This is a genomic window from Rheinheimera sp. F8 (assembly GCF_001518915.1).
In genome coordinates, this window is record NZ_CP013656.1 from 545,545 (window position 1) to 561,856 (window position 16,312).

The 16,312-nt window shown below is 47.8% G+C and carries 15 protein-coding genes; 11 read left to right on the plus strand and 4 right to left on the minus strand.

The window, feature by feature from the left end:
• Window positions 1–13: 13 nt before the first annotated feature.
• The 6 genes from ssb (at window position 14) to ATY27_RS02600 (ending at window position 7,707) form a co-directional block, all read left to right on the plus strand.
• Window positions 14–694, plus strand: a complete 681-nt coding sequence (ssb, locus tag ATY27_RS02575) for a single-stranded DNA-binding protein (protein WP_208932603.1) — start codon at window positions 14–16, stop codon at window positions 692–694.
• A 389-nt stretch (window positions 695–1,083) separates the two neighbouring features.
• Window positions 1,084–2,304 carry a site-specific integrase gene (locus tag ATY27_RS02580; protein ID WP_208932604.1) on the plus strand — a complete coding sequence of 407 codons (1,221 nt, stop codon included), beginning with the start codon at window positions 1,084–1,086 and terminating at the stop codon, window positions 2,302–2,304.
• 441 nt (window positions 2,305–2,745) lie between these two features.
• Window positions 2,746–4,458: a tyrosine-type recombinase/integrase gene (locus ATY27_RS02585; RefSeq protein ID WP_208932605.1), complete on the plus strand. Its 1,713-nt coding sequence runs from the start codon at window positions 2,746–2,748 to the stop codon at window positions 4,456–4,458.
• On the plus strand, window positions 4,451–6,613 hold the full coding sequence (locus tag ATY27_RS02590) for a hypothetical protein (RefSeq protein ID WP_208932606.1): 2,163 nt from the start codon (window positions 4,451–4,453) through the stop codon (window positions 6,611–6,613). Before ATY27_RS02585 ends, ATY27_RS02590 begins: the two co-directional genes overlap by 8 nt.
• 48 nt (window positions 6,614–6,661) lie before the next feature.
• Window positions 6,662–7,108, plus strand: coding sequence for a hypothetical protein (locus ATY27_RS02595; RefSeq protein WP_208932607.1), 447 nt, complete (start codon window positions 6,662–6,664; stop codon window positions 7,106–7,108).
• A gap of 302 nt (window positions 7,109–7,410) precedes the next feature.
• Window positions 7,411–7,707 (plus strand): hypothetical protein, encoded by a 297-nt coding sequence (locus tag ATY27_RS02600; RefSeq protein WP_208932608.1) that lies wholly within the window; start codon window positions 7,411–7,413, stop codon window positions 7,705–7,707.
• Here the strand turns inward: ATY27_RS02600 and ATY27_RS02605 are convergent.
• The gene (locus ATY27_RS02605) at window positions 7,704–7,937 is read right to left on the minus strand and encodes a helix-turn-helix transcriptional regulator (protein ID WP_208932609.1); all 234 of its coding nucleotides are present in this window, start codon (window positions 7,935–7,937) and stop codon (window positions 7,704–7,706) included. The genes ATY27_RS02600 and ATY27_RS02605 overlap by 4 nt on opposite strands.
• Before the next feature lie 80 nt (window positions 7,938–8,017).
• Here ATY27_RS02605 and ATY27_RS02610 point away from each other — a divergent pair, with 80 nt between their 5' ends.
• Together ATY27_RS02610 and ATY27_RS02615 are read left to right on the plus strand one after the other, a co-directional pair.
• Window positions 8,018–8,524 carry a hypothetical protein gene (locus tag ATY27_RS02610; RefSeq protein WP_208932610.1) on the plus strand — a complete coding sequence of 169 codons (507 nt, stop codon included), beginning with the start codon at window positions 8,018–8,020 and terminating at the stop codon, window positions 8,522–8,524.
• Window positions 8,525–8,533: 9 nt separating this feature from the next.
• Window positions 8,534–8,902, plus strand: a complete 369-nt coding sequence (locus ATY27_RS02615; protein WP_208932611.1) for a hypothetical protein — start codon at window positions 8,534–8,536, stop codon at window positions 8,900–8,902.
• A 394-nt stretch (window positions 8,903–9,296) separates the two neighbouring features.
• Here the strand turns inward: ATY27_RS02615 and ATY27_RS02620 are convergent, their stop codons facing one another.
• The 3 genes from ATY27_RS02620 to ATY27_RS02630 are packed head-to-tail and all read right to left on the minus strand — an operon-like array spanning window position 9,297 to window position 11,721.
• Window positions 9,297–10,691 carry an ATP-binding protein gene (locus ATY27_RS02620; protein ID WP_208932612.1) on the minus strand — a complete coding sequence of 465 codons (1,395 nt, stop codon included), beginning with the start codon at window positions 10,689–10,691 and terminating at the stop codon, window positions 9,297–9,299.
• Window positions 10,681–11,349: a response regulator transcription factor gene (locus ATY27_RS02625; RefSeq protein WP_208932613.1), complete on the minus strand. Its 669-nt coding sequence runs from the start codon at window positions 11,347–11,349 to the stop codon at window positions 10,681–10,683. The genes ATY27_RS02620 and ATY27_RS02625 overlap by 11 nt, the downstream gene beginning before the upstream one ends.
• A gap of 15 nt (window positions 11,350–11,364) precedes the next feature.
• A complete protein-coding gene (locus ATY27_RS02630) occupies window positions 11,365–11,721 on the minus strand; it encodes a diacylglycerol kinase (RefSeq protein ID WP_208932614.1) in 357 nt (118 codons plus the stop codon).
• A gap of 100 nt (window positions 11,722–11,821) precedes the next feature.
• Here ATY27_RS02630 and ATY27_RS02635 point away from each other — a divergent pair, with 100 nt between their 5' ends.
• From ATY27_RS02635 to ATY27_RS02645, 3 genes are all read left to right on the plus strand, one after another.
• Window positions 11,822–13,798 (plus strand): LTA synthase family protein, encoded by a 1,977-nt coding sequence (locus ATY27_RS02635; RefSeq protein WP_244151393.1) that lies wholly within the window; start codon window positions 11,822–11,824, stop codon window positions 13,796–13,798.
• A gap of 128 nt (window positions 13,799–13,926) precedes the next feature.
• Complete coding sequence (locus ATY27_RS02640; protein ID WP_208932615.1) at window positions 13,927–14,652, plus strand: phosphatase PAP2 family protein; 726 nt, start codon at window positions 13,927–13,929, stop codon at window positions 14,650–14,652.
• On the plus strand, window positions 14,645–16,300 hold the full coding sequence (locus ATY27_RS02645; RefSeq protein WP_208932616.1) for a phosphoethanolamine--lipid A transferase: 1,656 nt from the start codon (window positions 14,645–14,647) through the stop codon (window positions 16,298–16,300). The genes ATY27_RS02640 and ATY27_RS02645 overlap by 8 nt, the downstream gene beginning before the upstream one ends.
• Window positions 16,301–16,312: the final 12 nt, after the last annotated feature.

Sequence of the window (16,312 nt, forward strand, 5' to 3'; positions counted from 1 at the left end):
CAGGAGAATGCGCATGGCGCGTGGAATTAATAAAGTCATTTTGATCGGTAACTTAGGTGCAGATCCTGAAGTTCGTTACATGCCAACCGGCGGTGCAGTGGCCAATATCACCATTGCAACTTCTGAGTCCTGGACTGACAAACAAACCAATGAGAAAAAAGAACAGACCGAATGGCACCGTGTGGTGATCTATCAGCGTCTAGCCGAGATCGCCGGTGAATACCTGCGTAAAGGCAGCAAAGTTTATATTGAAGGTCGTCTGCGTACGCGTAAGTGGCAGGATCAGCAGGGCGTTGAGCGTTTCACCACTGAAATTATCGCCAACGAACTGCAAATGTTAGACGGCCGTGGCGAAGGCCAAAGTGCTCAAATGGGTGGCGCACCAGGTATGGGCGCAGGCGCGGCAATGGGCGGCATGGCTGCTCCGGCACAAGCTTACCAGGCACCACAAAATCGCGCACCACAGGCAGCTCCGGCGGCGCAACAGGGGTATAACCGTGCACCGGCTGCAGCCCAACAAGGCTTTAACCAGCCAGCTCCGGCTGCCGCAGCGCCAGCCTATAACCAGGCGCCGGCACAACCGGCCTACAATCAGCCACAACAAGGTTTTAACCAGCCACAACAAGGCGGTTTTGGCCAGCAACGTGGCCCGATGGAACCGCCAATCGATTTTGATGACGATATTCCGTTCTGACTCCAACCTTTATAATATTATAACGTAAAACCAAAATGGTTAACGCAGGTAAGCAGATAAATCAATCACTTACCTGCTACGTTATGTTTTAAAAAGTATAACCAAACATTTTGCTAACAATCGTGGTAGCGTTACCTTTTATTTTATAACGTATAATTTTGACCGCCTTTTTTGCGGATTTTTGCTCAAAAAGTCCTGCATTATTATAAAAGTCCTCTCCGTTTTTCATCCCTGTTCTACACCGTTGTTTCAACCGTTTGCCTTGCCCTTTTCAGGATTTCATCAAAAACCTGTGTAACATAATAAAAGTATGTTCATGTTTTAATTGTATTTTTGACTTTTCATCCGATAGTGCTAAAGTCCTGACAGGCGCATCAGGAGGTACCGAGATGGCATATGTCCTTGACAGTGTGGTGTTGGAAAATGGCGAGCGGCAGGTTCTGATCAATGATGATGCAGGGCTCCCGCCATTGTTGCCCAATCTTTATTTTGCCCAGATCCATAACCAGTCATACAACACGAAGACTCGCCGAGCGAGTACCGTGGTGAAACTCTTGAATTGGGCACAAGATCAAAAAATCGATTTGTTGGATCGGGTCAAGTCAGGAGAAGGATTGGAGGACTTTGAACAGCAAGCACTACTGATTAAGATGCGCTATCGGGCAACTCCGACCAAGGACGATTTGTATGTGAGTGCAGATATGTTCAGGGACCGATGTCGAGAGATCCTGAAATTCTTATCGTTTCTGATGCGGACTTTCGGTAATCAGCGCCGTGAGAGAGATAAGTACATTATGCGGGTACAGGCTTGGCTCTACGATTTGCGCGATTTTTTGATGAGTAACCATGTAAGAATGCCTCCATATAGAAGGGAGGGATTCTCACATCCTGAGCGGTTAGCGATGCTGGAGTTGATCCACCCATTGAATGAAAAAAATCCATTTCAACAACGAGTTCGGGAGCGAAATTGGTTAATCATCAACATACTGTTCCAAACCGGGATCCGGGTTGGCGAGTTGCTGTCTTTGCGTTGTAATGCGGTGGTCAAAGAGTTAGATATTCAATTCGGGATGCTGCATTTTCTCGTCGTAAACCAAAACGTGTACCTCGATGAAGATCCACGTAGTCGTCCGCCGGAAGCCAAAACGACCTCAAGAAAGCTGCCGATCTCTGAAAAATTGGCGGAAAGAATTGATCAATATATCCGTAATGGTCGACGATTCCGGGGACGCGCAGCGCAGCGTGCTGCCGCCTTTCTGTTCCTTAACTCTGATAAATCTCCAGCACCATTAAGTATCGGGGGACTTTACAAAATATTGTCGCGGATAGAGTCTGTCGGCAATGCTGCAAAACCTGTCTTTTCAAAAATCCAGGCTCACCGATTCCGGTACTCAATGATGGAAGAATTGTTGAGAGTTCTAAAAGGCGGTGAAAGCGATAAAGGCGGTAAAGAGGCCGAGGAAAATTGGAAGCAAGTTCTCCGTTACATGGGTGGTTGGTCGCCGACTAGCAATCAGCATGAACTCTATACGGCAAAACAAATTATTTTTTCTGCGCACTTGGCCTTGCTAAAAGTCCATGAGCATCTTATGGTTAAATATGACAAGTGAGTCGCCCGACTTACTTGTTTTTTTCCATCGACGAAAATATGATGTATGTTCTGTCCGGAATGACAGAATAAAAATGGTCGTGTATTGTTAAATACACAGGGTTATCAATCAAAAGCGAAAGTGTAGGACGCTGGCTGGTTGTCGGGATTTATCGGTCCCCGTAATCAATAGTCAGTAACACTGAACTAGGGCAATACGCTCCTGTTAATTTTAGACGTATAGAGTGTGCATCACGCAACTCTTGGCACGCGAACCTTAGATGGTTCACGAGGGTCGCTAAACCGGTTGAAAGACTGGTGGAGCGAAAAAAGCCATTCGAACTTTGGTTCGTCTGGTAATTCCTAGACTACCAGGCCGTTTGGGCATCCATAAATATGCTCATCGTCTTGTATGGCATTCTTTCGAATGTCATTGGTGGTCTAATTGCTGAGAGAAGTAACTATGATGCAATTCGATCGTATCGACCGCAAAAGTCGCCATTTACCCTTCATTGAACGCCGTCCATACAAACCGTTTAATATCCCCGTTGTCGAATCCAGACTACGGCCGATTATTACATCCGGAGATGCTTGGAACATCGGCGAAACTGCTCCTGTATCCCTCAACTTCAAGCGGTTAGAGATCACGTTTAAATCTCTACCCGAACATCAACAAAGCGACCTCTTTGAGACCACGCCGACGGATGAAGAAGCTGGCAGCCAACAAGTGTCACACTTGATCCCTGACGAATTGCTGAACAACCTTAAACATTTCTTTGCCCGAGAGTTACCTGGCAAATCACCTTTGACTATCAGGAATACTTTCGATGCTGTTTCCCGATTCCTCTCACAATGTAGTTGGAGAGATTTGGATGAGGAATCACTGACCGATCTCTTGAGTGACCAACTCGTTGAATACATCTATCTCAACCGCACTCAACGGGATGAGCATGCCCTCAATGCCCTGCGCTACTGGTACCGACGCAGTTATGTGATGGGGTTATCTTCATTCGACTACCAGACCGCACAAGCTCTGGGAGTGTTCAGATTCCGCGGAAATCTAAAAGGCGCAGATATTCTCAGTTATTTCCCTCATCGGAGTCCGCTCAGAGCTCAGGAGCTTGAAGCATTGAATCAGGTGTTGCGTGAATGTCGTATTGACGTCGATCACGACTGCTATCGGGGGCTGCTCAGTGTGTGGTTGTTTATCACTCTCGGGCTTCGCAGTAAGCAACTGGTTTTGCTGATGAACTCAGATTTTTTAGTCAACGTTGATGAACAGACCGGAACACGAACCTATGTGCTGAACGTTCCGTCAGTGAAGAAACGGCATGAATTACCACGCTCCAGGTTCAAATCCCGTCAGTTACCGACATTTCTTGGCGAAATGTTGGAGAAGTTCATCCGTTACAAAGAAGCAGAGCGCGCAAAGTCGTTCGCGATGTGCGCTGACTTTGGTCACCAGCTCCTGCCGTTTGCTCAACAGCCTATCTTTGAAATTTCACGGGTGAGATTGAAGCGAAGATATCAGGACGGCAAAGTGCACCGGCCCTATGTTCAAACGCTCGGGTCAGAATCTGTCATCCCCATGTTGAGAAAGTTGTTTGGTGTGATTAACGTGGCGCGGGCCAGAGAAGGTAAAACCCCCTTTGACATCAAAATCACGCCGCGTCGATTACGCAAAACATTTGCAACCAAGGCCGCTGCACTTGGCGTTCCAATCGTAGAGTTGGCGGAGCTTTTGGATCATGAAGATCTTCAACATGTGATGGTGTATTACCAGCTGGGGATGTCATTTGCACAAAAACTCGATCTGGTTTTTCAGGAGCAATTTAAGGACATTTTGTCCTACTTCAGAGGCCAAATCAGCCTCAATACCTTGATCGACAAAACGGTCCCCAACACCGTGTTTGGACCCGACAAATTGCGTCGTTTGGTTGGCATTGGGATGTGTGCCAAGGGGGCACCATGTGATTTGACCCCACCGAATGCTTGTTATGTCTGTCCGAAATTCGAAGCGTGTAATGATTCCAAACGTCATCGGGAAGTTTTGGATAGCATGAAAACCGACGTGAAAATCTGGTTTGGCGATGATGCACCTCCAGAGCTCTTTAATGCACCGCACATCAAAGCATGCGAAGAATTAGTGAACACATTGGAGGCTCGCCATGAGTAAATCAAACGCCTTATTGAAAGTAGACGTCATTTCTGCAGAGCTTAAACAACTGTGGTCACCAAATGACAACGATGTGGCGCGTTATGAGAAGTTTGTTCACTACGCGAAGCAACAAATTAACCATGTCTTTCCAACGGTTGATTGGAGCCAGGATGTCTGGGAGATCTCGGCTTACGAGTCGACCCAATCGGCCAGACAAGCCTCGCACAAAAGCAATATTTTGTTCACGAAGTTCAATGGATTAGGGAAGAAACAAAAAGCCGCTGTGGAGGCACAGCAGCCTTTTTCTCAACCGCTGTTGGACCTCGTTAAAGGAACGGTTGTTTTGAATCATCTCTCCAGTCCGATCACCCATGGTGCGCATATGATTTGGATGCGTGCATTCCGATACCTGGATGTCGTGTTCTCTCAATACCAGCTGACGGCGATCCATCAAATTAATGGGCTCCACTTTGACCTTGCGTTGAAGATGGCCATGGATCGGGGTGAGCAGCAGTCAACACTGTATCGAACCGGCGAGCATCTGGGGGCCATTGCTGCAAAGCTCAATTTGTTTGAACTCTGCATGGTGTTTGAATGGCACAATCCAATACCTCGCCCCCAGAACACAGGGACAACAGAGCAACGGCATGTCCGCAAAAAAACGACTGTACTAGAAGCCGAGCAGCTCCCCAAATCTGCCTATCTCACTCATTTGGCGGCCCTGTGGCAGCATTATGATGAGCTGGAGCAGGCTGATAAAATGCTGGTATGTATGGGGGCTATTCTCCTGTGCACAGGTCTTCGTATGGATGAGTTTTGTGGTTTGCATGTGGGATGTATTCCGAGCAAAGACGAATTCGACGAAGCCCCTCTTGAGATAACATTTGACGGCCGTACCGGCAAAATGTTGCGGATGGGGGTGTTAGCGCGAAAACGATTTGTTTGGGATTCCAAGATCATCCCAGCCAGTTTGACAGATACGGCGTTCTTGGCGGTTGAACGACTGAAGATCCTGAGTAGCGAAGCCCGATACTATTGCTCGATGCTGCTGAACGAATCCCGTTGGCCTGCTCTGGACGGCTTTGATGATGACGACATTGTGCTTGCGACAGAACTGGCGGCTCATTTCAATTTTGATAAAACGTCCAATCTCATCACGCAGTTGGAACGACTGGGTATTGTACGGCATGTCAGCTCGGCATCGAAAAAAACCACTTTTTGTATTCGGGATATTCACCATGGGGTGGCTCGCGCATATCGGCAGGAATTAGGGAACATGGCCGCTGGGTTTGGTCCGCAAGCCCAGTCGGTCCATTTTTGGGAGCTGCTCACGCTACAGTTTAAGTTCGAGCACAGCAGGGGCTCCCTTAAAATGTTCCCGCTCCCCCTGGCAGGCACTCAGATCCAGGATGGCTTTCGTGGACGGAACTATATCAGCCGGCTGTCGAAGCAGGAAAAACGGATCCAGACCATCTTTGAGCGTTATCAGTTTGATGGTTTGAATCTCGAACCAGGTGGTATCCGAACACATCAATTCCGTCACCTGCTCAATACCATTATGCAGCAGTCAGCACAGTTCTCACAGGAAGATATTGCCAAATTTTTCTTGCGAGCGGGCGTGCGCGACAATCAATGGTATGACCATTCCTCGTCTGAGCAGCACGCGGTAGAGGCTGCAAGGGGGTTGCATGAGTTCCAGAGCAAGTTTGCGCCAAAATACGAGGCGAAGAATAGCGAGTTGGATGCTGCACAGGTGGTTGGATTGATCAGCCGGTTTCCACTGCTGGAGCCGGATGAGTTGATGGCCGAACTGGAGTCGAGGGGCTCAAGCCATTTCATGAGTATCGGACGATGTAGGCATGATTATACTCAGGAGCCCTGTGGCAAACACTATGCCTGCCTCAACAAGTGTAAGCATTACAGGAGGCAAAAGGGTAACCCGGCAGAAGTTGCACAAATTACCGAGATGAAAGCGCAGGCGGAGTTGCAGATCGAGACTGCACAGTTTGATGTAGACGATGGACTGACGAATGCTCATGTCTGGTTAGCTCACCATCAACGGTTTCTTGCTGGGTGTGAGGCAGCCTTGGCGATTGAGCAAGATGACCAGTATGAAGTGGGGCAAATCGTAACGATTTTCCCCAATGGTCGCGACAGATGTGAAGCGTTTTAATCCACTGGTGCAATTACCGGCGCGTTGCGCCGGTATTCAGGAGGCTCTATGCCAACCGTAAAATTAACCAAGGCCGTGGTCGGAAAACTGGTACATCTTTGTAACACGTATGCAAGTGGCGCTTTAGGCGATCGGTTCAGCTGGCAGGATTTAGAGAGCGTCTGTGGGATGCCCTATCAGACGCTTTGTAAACATCCACAAATAAAAGAAGCATATCGCGCAGCAAAGCAGGCATTACAAAAAATGCGTGGGGCTCAAACCGCTGTAAAGCCTGCTCGTCGTTTGGAGACGACGGAGTTAGAACAAAAGTGCTTGTTACTCGAAGCGCAAAATGCCGCGCTGCAAGAAAAGTTGAGACAGTATGAGCTGCGGTTTGTTCAATATACTCACAACGTTGTCGCAATGGGTTTTAACGCTCAGAGGTTGGAGGATCCAATGCCTGAGAGCGTCAAACATGCTGTCAGAAAGAGGAATAACGTCAAAATAGCAAAATAATGTCGATTATAATTGACATGCGTCTATTTTGATCTACCTTTATGAGGAGGCGACGTGCCAAGAGACCTCAGACCGATAACGTTTTGAACACCATGGATGGTACTGACTAGGAGCACCATCTATGAAACCCAGAGCCCCCCCGAACACAAACATATCCGCATTCAACAGTAACGAATAGCTGACCTTCACTCTCAACCGCTTTGAGTAGCGTGAGTTGTGTAATGTGCAGGAGGCAATCGTGGTGTTGAACATCAATTGATGACGGACATTCATTTGAAACTTGCTCTGAGGGGAGCGTACAAATGACAGAAATCACGACCATGAGCATGTTCATCAACATGCAAGAACGTCAAAAACTCTCGCGGCGTATTCAGAACGTTGTTGAGTCACTGTTAGCTGCACTGAACATTGACCCATGTGGGCGGCAGCTGATTATGGCCTGTGGCACAGGTGAAGAGCGCACTAACCGTGAGGCCCTGATCGCCTGGATGCGGAAATCCATTTGTTGTGAACAGCGATTGGATTCGTTTTCAACGGAGCAGATCGCTCATGAGCTGCGGCATCACCTGGAGCGCTGTATTGGTTCTTGGTGTGATTAGTGGTCCGGCTCGGATTTAACATGTTCCATCAGTTGCTGGACTGGAACGTCGAAAAATGTGCACAGCCGGTCGATGACATCTGTCGTCAGGTTACTGCCACGCTCGTGCAACATTTTTGACAGAGTGGCTCTGTGGATCCCTGTCGCCTCTGCCAGTTGGATGATCGTGAGTGTTGTGTCGTTTTTGAACTCGTAATCGTCCATGCAGCGACGTAGGTAGTAGCGGATCATATTGTTCTCCTGTGATGAACGGATGATACACAAAACTACAGAGCAGGAACATCGAACAAAGTGATGTGGTGGATACAATCATGGAATTAAAAACGCAGCTCTGTTGGCTCGGAAATCTGGTGTCAGAAGACCAGTTACATGAAATCGCTCGGGGGATTAAACAAGATCGGTCCCACAACCGGTTTCTGTACCCATATACAAAACAAGGTGAGATCGGTTTTTTTCCACTCGAAACCGTCGAACAGCAGGCATTCTGCCAGCATTTGGCGCACCTTGGATGTATTCCGGCGATGTTATTATTTGGGTATTCCCTATCGTTTGATTACATTGGAACACCGCGGGTCATCTGCCCACTCGCAAGCGCGGAATATTTGTTTGCTGGGATCTCGGCCTTTTTAATCCATCACCGAGACCCCGGGTTCGAGCGTGAATTTTCGTATTTTTGGGGAAATTACTGGTTCCACGAGATCTGCCGGCACGTGTTGGAGTGGTTTTTAGTGAATGCGCCGGACGACTATACGCACCCAGTGCGTGAGTTTTGCGAGTGGTGGGTTGCCAATACCGGTGGGCCCCGTCTGGATTCGTGAGGACTTCACATGGATATCTACACTGCGGTTCCTGCGCATGAACGTAAGGGATTAAACGGACTGGTGTTGATTGATATCAGTCGACTGGCATATTCATATGGTCTGGCAAACGATCGACCAGTGGTAGTAACCAAAACGTCACTGAGCGGTGATTTCTCTGACGGATGGTGTTGCTATCTGGAGGAGTTCGGGACTAGAACCATACTGCTGAAATCAGCAGATGCCGACATTTCGCCAGAGTCAGGGATCATTGACCTCATTGAATTACTTGGTCACGGACTGTCGGTGCTGCCGCAGCAGAAGTTGATTTTTGTGTGTCCCAGGTGCTGTGCGGGACTTACGTATGTTGACTTGAAATTGGCATCTTCTTGTAGTTAATCCGTTTATCAATAAGCTGACTACGATTCATGGCGTTATCAGATCTATTAGTGGTTAGTTCAATAAATGAACGAAAGGCGATAGCAGTTATATCCTGCAACAGCTTTAAACCAGAGCAAGAAGCGTGTCCTTACCAGTAGGCTAAGCAATCTTATCGTCAGCCCACCATAGGCGGCTAAGTGCCAATCGCTGACGATGGTAATAGAGATGGTCGAATCGCAGCTTTTCACAGAAAGCGGATATGATTGCCTCTGAAAGTGAACTGCAGCGTTCGAAAACTTGAGAGATCGGCGTATTGCCAGAACGTTAAAACAGCGAGCATCCTGTATTTATAAAGTCAGATATGAAAAAAAGGCCTGAATGAGTAGACCACTATACTCCCACCACTCGTCAACTAAACGACATTTTCAGGGATTTCTAACACAACGCTGAAGTAATTATCATCACTGATATGCCATGCCAAATTCATTCGATGGAGTTCTACTACTTTTCGTACTATGGATAACCCAAGACCAGACCCGGCGATATCCTGATGAGCTGCATGCCGGAAAAAACGCTCTCCTAATCTCTTTAGTTCAGGCTTCGAATTATCGGGGAACTGATTAGTAATGGTCAGTTTGTTTTGCGTGATCATTTCCGAATATACCACCTGGACCACGCTATTTGGACGGGCATATTTTGCTGCATTGTCCAGCAGATTGCGCAAGACGCACTGAAATAGGGCGGGTTCAACAAACAATATGACTTCTGAGCCAACGTGAATATCCCAGCAGACATTATCAAGGTGTTTGCCATCGATTTGTGCCATTGCATCGGAAATCATTCCTAACAACGGTATCTGCCTTTTGTCCAGATGACTTAAATGCTCTAGCTTCTGCATCTCCATCAGTTGGAAAACCAAATGTGACAGGCGTTTAGTACTTTTTTGTATAGCTTCATTTGCCAACATAATCTCATCCATTGATTGCGATTTGGCTAAGTTATCTGTGTGAAGCTGAAGAATGCTAAGGGGCGTTCGAAGTTCATGGGATGCATCGGCGATAAACCGTTTTTCTTGTGCTATGTAAGATTTGAGTTCACCCAGCAAAGTATTCACCGCATGCTGAATAGGCTGCAGCTCTCTGGGTAATTCCATTTTTACAGGCTTTAAATCAGCAGGATCACTGCCGGCAAGTCTTTCGGATAATTCGTTGATTGGCCTTGTTCCCAAATAGACTGTCAGCCACACCAGTATAAAAATGGGAATTACAGCAAAACTAAGTGGTAATAACTGATCAATGGTTAGATGAAAGCTGAGTTCACCACGAACATCCTCACGTTGTGCTGTAAATACCCAGACCTTTAAGTCTTCAGCAAATAAGCTAAAGCCAACCCATTCATAGCCATCAAAATTGACAACATGATAACCGACTTCCATTGGTTGCAATGGATGCGTGCCGGCATTCGCAGAGCGCAACAGTAGCTGCCCGTCCTGACTCCATACCTGGACAGCAATTTTACTCTCATATTTGTGCCCTTCTGGGTGGCGCTCCTGTGCAGAAGTGCGCTCGATTCCATCTTCAATAATCCGCGGCACTTCAATAACGGTATTTGAAACGGAGGTAGCAACTGTTCTTTCGAGTAACAAGTGACGGACCAACCTTGCATACTGGGCAAGCTGCGCATCAAATAACTCATCCAATTCGTGGTGAGTGCTATAAAAAGTACTGACGCCGGTCACGCTCATCAACAGCAAAATGACGCCGTTAATGCTCAGAAGCAGCATGCGCCGCAAACTTTTAATTTTCATCGTGATTCTTCAGTGTGTAACCAAAACCGCGGATTGTTTTAATCACATAAGCGGCGGTTTTCTTTCGAATATTGTGAATATGGACTTCCAACGAGTTGCCCTCGTTATCACCATTCCAACCTGTGTTGATTTCCTCCAAATGCTGCTTGGAGACAATTTTTCCCTGATGTAACATCAGCTCTTTGAGTAGCAAAAACTCACGACTGGTCAGGTGGACGGGCTTATCTTTAAAGGTGCAGCTATGTCGCTGGATGTCTAACAAAAGTTCATGACTCATCAGAATATCCTGATGTCGCTGCTGATGCCGTCTAAGAATGACCCGCAAGCGCGCTTCAATTTCTCTGACATCACAGGGTTTAAGCACATAATCGTCAGCTCCGGCATCCAGCGCTTCAATTTTGGTTTCCAGATGATCCCACGCGGTCAGTACCAATATTGGCAGTGATAGTTGTGCGGACCTGAGGGTTCTAATCACCGGCAGTGCGACCCCATCAGGCAAGCCAAGATCGAGGATCATGACATCAAATGTACTGTTTTGAGCAGCCTGCAAAGCCTGCTTCCCAGAGATGCAATGCTCTACGCGATAGTGCAATCGTTCAAGCGCAACGATCAGACCTTGCGCAAGCAACTGATCATCTTCGACCAATAAAATACGCATAAAGCTGACTCCAATTTAGATCAGGATAATGCTCCAGACTAAGAGCGCTGTGACAAGCATGGTTAATACTGCTGCTGAGCCTATATCTTTTGCCTTGCCACTAAGCTCGTGATACTCGGAGCCAATCCGGTCAACAACGGCTTCTAGTCCTGTGTTCAGGAGTTCAACGACCAATACTAGCATTAGGCTTAACACTAACAGTGCTCTTTCAACCGCGCTGACATCAACCCAAAAAGCAAATGGCAGCAACACCAGCAATGCCATCAGTTCTTGTCTGATCGCAGCCTCAGAGTGCCAACTGCTGATAAAACCCTGTTTTGAATAATTGGCCGCACTGATAAGTCTGCGCCAGCCCTGATGATGATTTTTCATATTTTTAACTCCGTTTATTCTATGTTAAATCACTAGCCTTAAGGGAATCTTAAGTTTGGGTGTTTAGGCTACCTATCGTGGTGAAAAAAGGACGAAATGAATGCAGCATGGTGTTTTTAACAAATTGATGAGTGCTTCTATCTGGGGGCCTTATGTGCACCTGGTCCGGATGATTTGGATTGGATTATTCAGTTTAAGCGTCAGTCGTCTCGCATTGGTGCTATGGCAATATGAGCGGGTGGAGCCGACGCAGTCATTCGGTATGATTATGTTGCAAGGGGTTCGAGCCGACTTCATTTTAATGTGCTTATTGGCGGCTATCCCGGTACTACTGTCGCTGTTTCTGGCCTGGCCGCCGCTCAAACGCAGTTGGTTCCGTTTTACCTATGGCTGGAGTCTGGTGGTCTTAATTGCCGTTGTCTTTCTTGAACTCTCCACGCCGTCTTTTTTACTGCAATACGATATCAGGCCCAATCGTCTTTACGTTGAATACCTGAAATACCCTAAAGAAGTGTTTTCGACCTTATGGCATGGTTTCAGATTACCCTTGGTCCTTGGGATTGCGATTACAGTAGGTCTTGCCCTGCTATTTCGGCGCTTACTGCGGGTTGCTGATGCGGATCTGCAACTATGGCCGGTCAACCTGCATACATTAATCTGGCCTCTGGCAGTCTTTATCGTTTTTGCCGGGATCCGCTCGACTACCCAGCATCGTCCTGCCAATCCGGCCATGTTTGCCATCACCGCGGATGCCATGGTCAATTCACTGGTGATCAACTCTGGCTATTCGGTCCTGTACGCCATCTACAGCCTCAAGCATGAAGCCAGAAGCACTGAGGTCTACGGTAAACTGCCAGAAGATGCGATGGTTGCACAAACACGCGACTGGCCATGGCTGAAAGACTACCAGTACACCAATCCGGAATATCCGACATTGCACTGGCAGCAAGCGCAAGTCAGCCGGCAAAAGCCACTGAATATAGTTATTGTGCTGCAAGAAAGTTTAGGGGCGACTTTTGTGGAGTCACTTGGCGGTGTACCAGTCACACCGCATCTTGAAAAACTGAAAGCCGATGGTATTTGGTTTAATAATTTATACGCCACCGGGACTCGTTCAGTCAGAGGTATTGAGGCGGTGGTCGCGGGTTTTATGCCCACGCCGGCGCAGAGTGTGGTGAAACTATCCAATAGTCAGAATGGCTTTGCCACGCTGGCATCGGTCTTACAGCAACAAGGTTATCAGACGCAGTTTGTGTATGGTGGGGAAGCCCATTTTGACAATATGCGCAGTTTCTTCACCGGTAATGGTTTTAGCGATGTCGTCGATTTGCCACGGATGAAAGCACCGCAGTTTGTTGGTAGCTGGGGAGCCAGTGATGAGGATTTGTTTAATACTGCACATCAACAGTTAATACAGATGCATGCTAAAGGCCAGCCATTTTTCAGTCTGATCTTTACCTCAACCAACCATGAACCTTTTGAGTTTCCGGACGGACGGATTGAATTGCACGAGGAACCCAAGTCAACGGCAAACAACGCCGTCAAATACGCGGATTGGGCGATGGGTCAATTCTTTGATAAAGCGAAAGCGAGTGCATATTGGCAGGATACAGTGTTTTTGGTCGTTGCAGACCATGACAACCGAGTCTACGGCAGTAATTTGATCCCTGTGGAGAAATTCCATATTCCTGGGCTTATCCTCGGAGGGCAAATCAATGCTGGCGTGATAGAGCCTCTGGCAAGTCAAATTGATTTGGCGCCCACTTTGCTGAGCCTTGCAGGTGTTTCTGCCTGTCATCCGATGGATGGCAGGGACTTTATTGCGGATCCAGCAAGCCCAGGACGAGCGCTTATCCAGTTCGATAATTTGTTTGCCTTGATGACAGACGAAGATTTGACCATTTTACGGCCAAATGACACGGCGCTGATTGGTCATTACGATAAGATAACGCGGCAGCTAAACCTCAAATCCGGCGCGGCTGACGAGTTGAAGCAGCAAAAGGCTTTAGCCCATGTGCAGCTGCCGTCCTACCTCTACCGGGAGCGGAAATACAGCAGCAGTGTCAAATGCCAGTGAGCACATGATTGAGCCCTGGACACTAATTCGTTTGCGACAGATGGCTGTCAAAAAAATGTTCAACTTAAGTCAATCTTAAGTATCACTGTTTAGGCTGCATGTATCTGAACACAACATCTTGTCAGGGCATGCAGCAAATTCAATTCCGGGACTTGTTAAATCATATTGTGATGCCGACCGCATTTTTTGCCGTTGGTTTTGGCATTTTTTATGGGGCCGGGTTCGACTTTGTGCTGGCTTCTGCCATTTTTGAACTCGAAGGCGGCCAATGGCGATTAACTAACCATTGGTTGCTTAGTGATGTGTTACATAGCGGCAGCCGCCTTCTCAATAACATCATCCTCGCTAATTTGCTGGGTTTTTGGCTATACCAACAGTTATCCCGCAAGAGCAGCTCTGAACGCACCATTGCCTTGACCAAACTAGTTGTCAGTTTGCTGCTGAGTTTTTCTATCGTCGCCCTGCTTAAGCGTATGCTGCCGGCTGAATGCCCTTGGGACCTGCAACAATTTGGCGGCAATTTGCCATTTATTGGTGTGTTTGCAGACAGACCCGCCGCCATGCATCCTACACAATGTTTCCCGGCCGGCCACGCCAGTGTGGGCTATGCCTGGGTTGCCTTGTACTTTTACTTTTTGCCGGTGTGCCCAAGAAAGGCTCGCATTGGCCTCACTACCGGTTTACTGCTTGGTTTATTACTTGGTGTTACGCAGCAACTGCGTGGCGCACATTTTCTCTCACACGACTTGACCACGCTTTGGCTCTGCTGGGTTGTCAGTAGCCTAGTGTATCTGACTTATCCAAATCGCATGACTCCATCGTACGAAACCTCTCAGGAACAGCATTATGTATAAATACTTACGCCGCTATTATCCCAGCCTCGTAGTGCCGGATATCCAACGCCCGGCACAAAGCTGGCATCCGTTCCTATTGATGCTGGTCGCGGCTGCAAGCATGACGTTGATGCTCAATGGTCCCTTTTATACTGCACTGCAGGCACATATTCTTGGTCAAGCCGGTTTGCAATTGACACTGATTTTTTTGGTGTTTCTGCTCAATCTGATGTTACTGCTGTTGATTGCGCACGGCCGTATGCTGAAGCCGGTTGTGTTGTTACTATTTTTAGCTGGCAGCTTGAGCCTGTATTTTAATCAGGCTTTTGGTGTGCTTATTGACAAAGATATGCTGCAAAACGCCATTGAAACCGATCCAGCGGAAGCCCGCGGACTGCTCAGCGGCGGACTTGTGCTTCACTTGTTGCAGTGGATGCTTTTTCCTTTACTGCTCGTCAGCCTGGTGCGTGTGCAACGTTTATCGCGCAGGATGTATTGGCAGCACCTTTTGGTTGCTTGCACGCTATTCATTGTCACACTGACTGCCGTAGGCGCAACACAATACGCCGAGCTTGCTTCCTTTTTTCGAAATTTCAGAGCGGTAAAACATCTGGCTTTGCCTGTCAGCCCGATCATTGCCGGTATCTCTCTGGCGGCGAAATCAGTCAAAGCGCAAGTGCCGCATGAATTTCATGTGCTGGCCAGTGATGCGACGCGTCAGCAGTCAACAGGCCGGCCAAAGCTATTGGTATTGGTGGTTGGGGAAACTGCCCGGGCCGATCATTTCCAGCTCAATGGTTATCCACGTGCAACCAACCCTTTGCTCAGTAAACTCCCTGTGATGAGTTTTAGTCAGGTGAGTTCATGCGGGACCGCTACCGCACATTCTGTCCCCTGCATGTTTTCAGTGATGACCCACGATAACTACGATGAGGCAACAGCAAAAGCCAGTAGTAATATTTTGGATATCCTACAAGCGACGGGTATTACTGCTAGCTGGTTCGATAACAATTCAGGCTGTAAAGGTGTCTGCGACCGGATCCCGTCGGAGTTTTTGTTTCAACAGCCCGACGCCCGCTGTAAAGATGGTCAGTGCCTTGATGATGTTTTACTAGATGGGCTTGCCCGTGCACTCACAAGTAAGTCCGATGGTGACCGCATTATTGTTATTCATCAATTGGGGAGCCACGGCCCTGAATACTTCAAACGAAGTGCTGGGTCAGATAAAGTTTTTGCCCCTGAGTGCCAGGACAAACAGCTACAGCTTTGTGACCGCGCTGAAATAATCAACGCTTACGACAATAGTATCGTTGCAACGGACCGGTTGCTAGCGACCATCATCGCACAGCTCCAGCAGCAGGAAGATTACAATGCCGCCATGCTGTATATGTCCGATCACGGCGAGTCCCTGGGGGAAAATGGCGTGTATCTACACGGGTTGCCTTATTTTATGGCACCTGAGGAACAAACCCACATTCCGTTAATCTGGTGGATGAGTAGTGGTTATCAGGCGATCACCAAATTAAACGCCGATTGTTTAGCGCAATCCCGTGATAAACAGCTCAGCCATGATTATCTGTTTCACAGCCTGCTTGGTATTTTTTCTGTAAAAACCAGCCTTTACCAACAATCACTCGATATGTTCAGCGGTTGCAGAATCAGCGATTAGCGTACACAGATA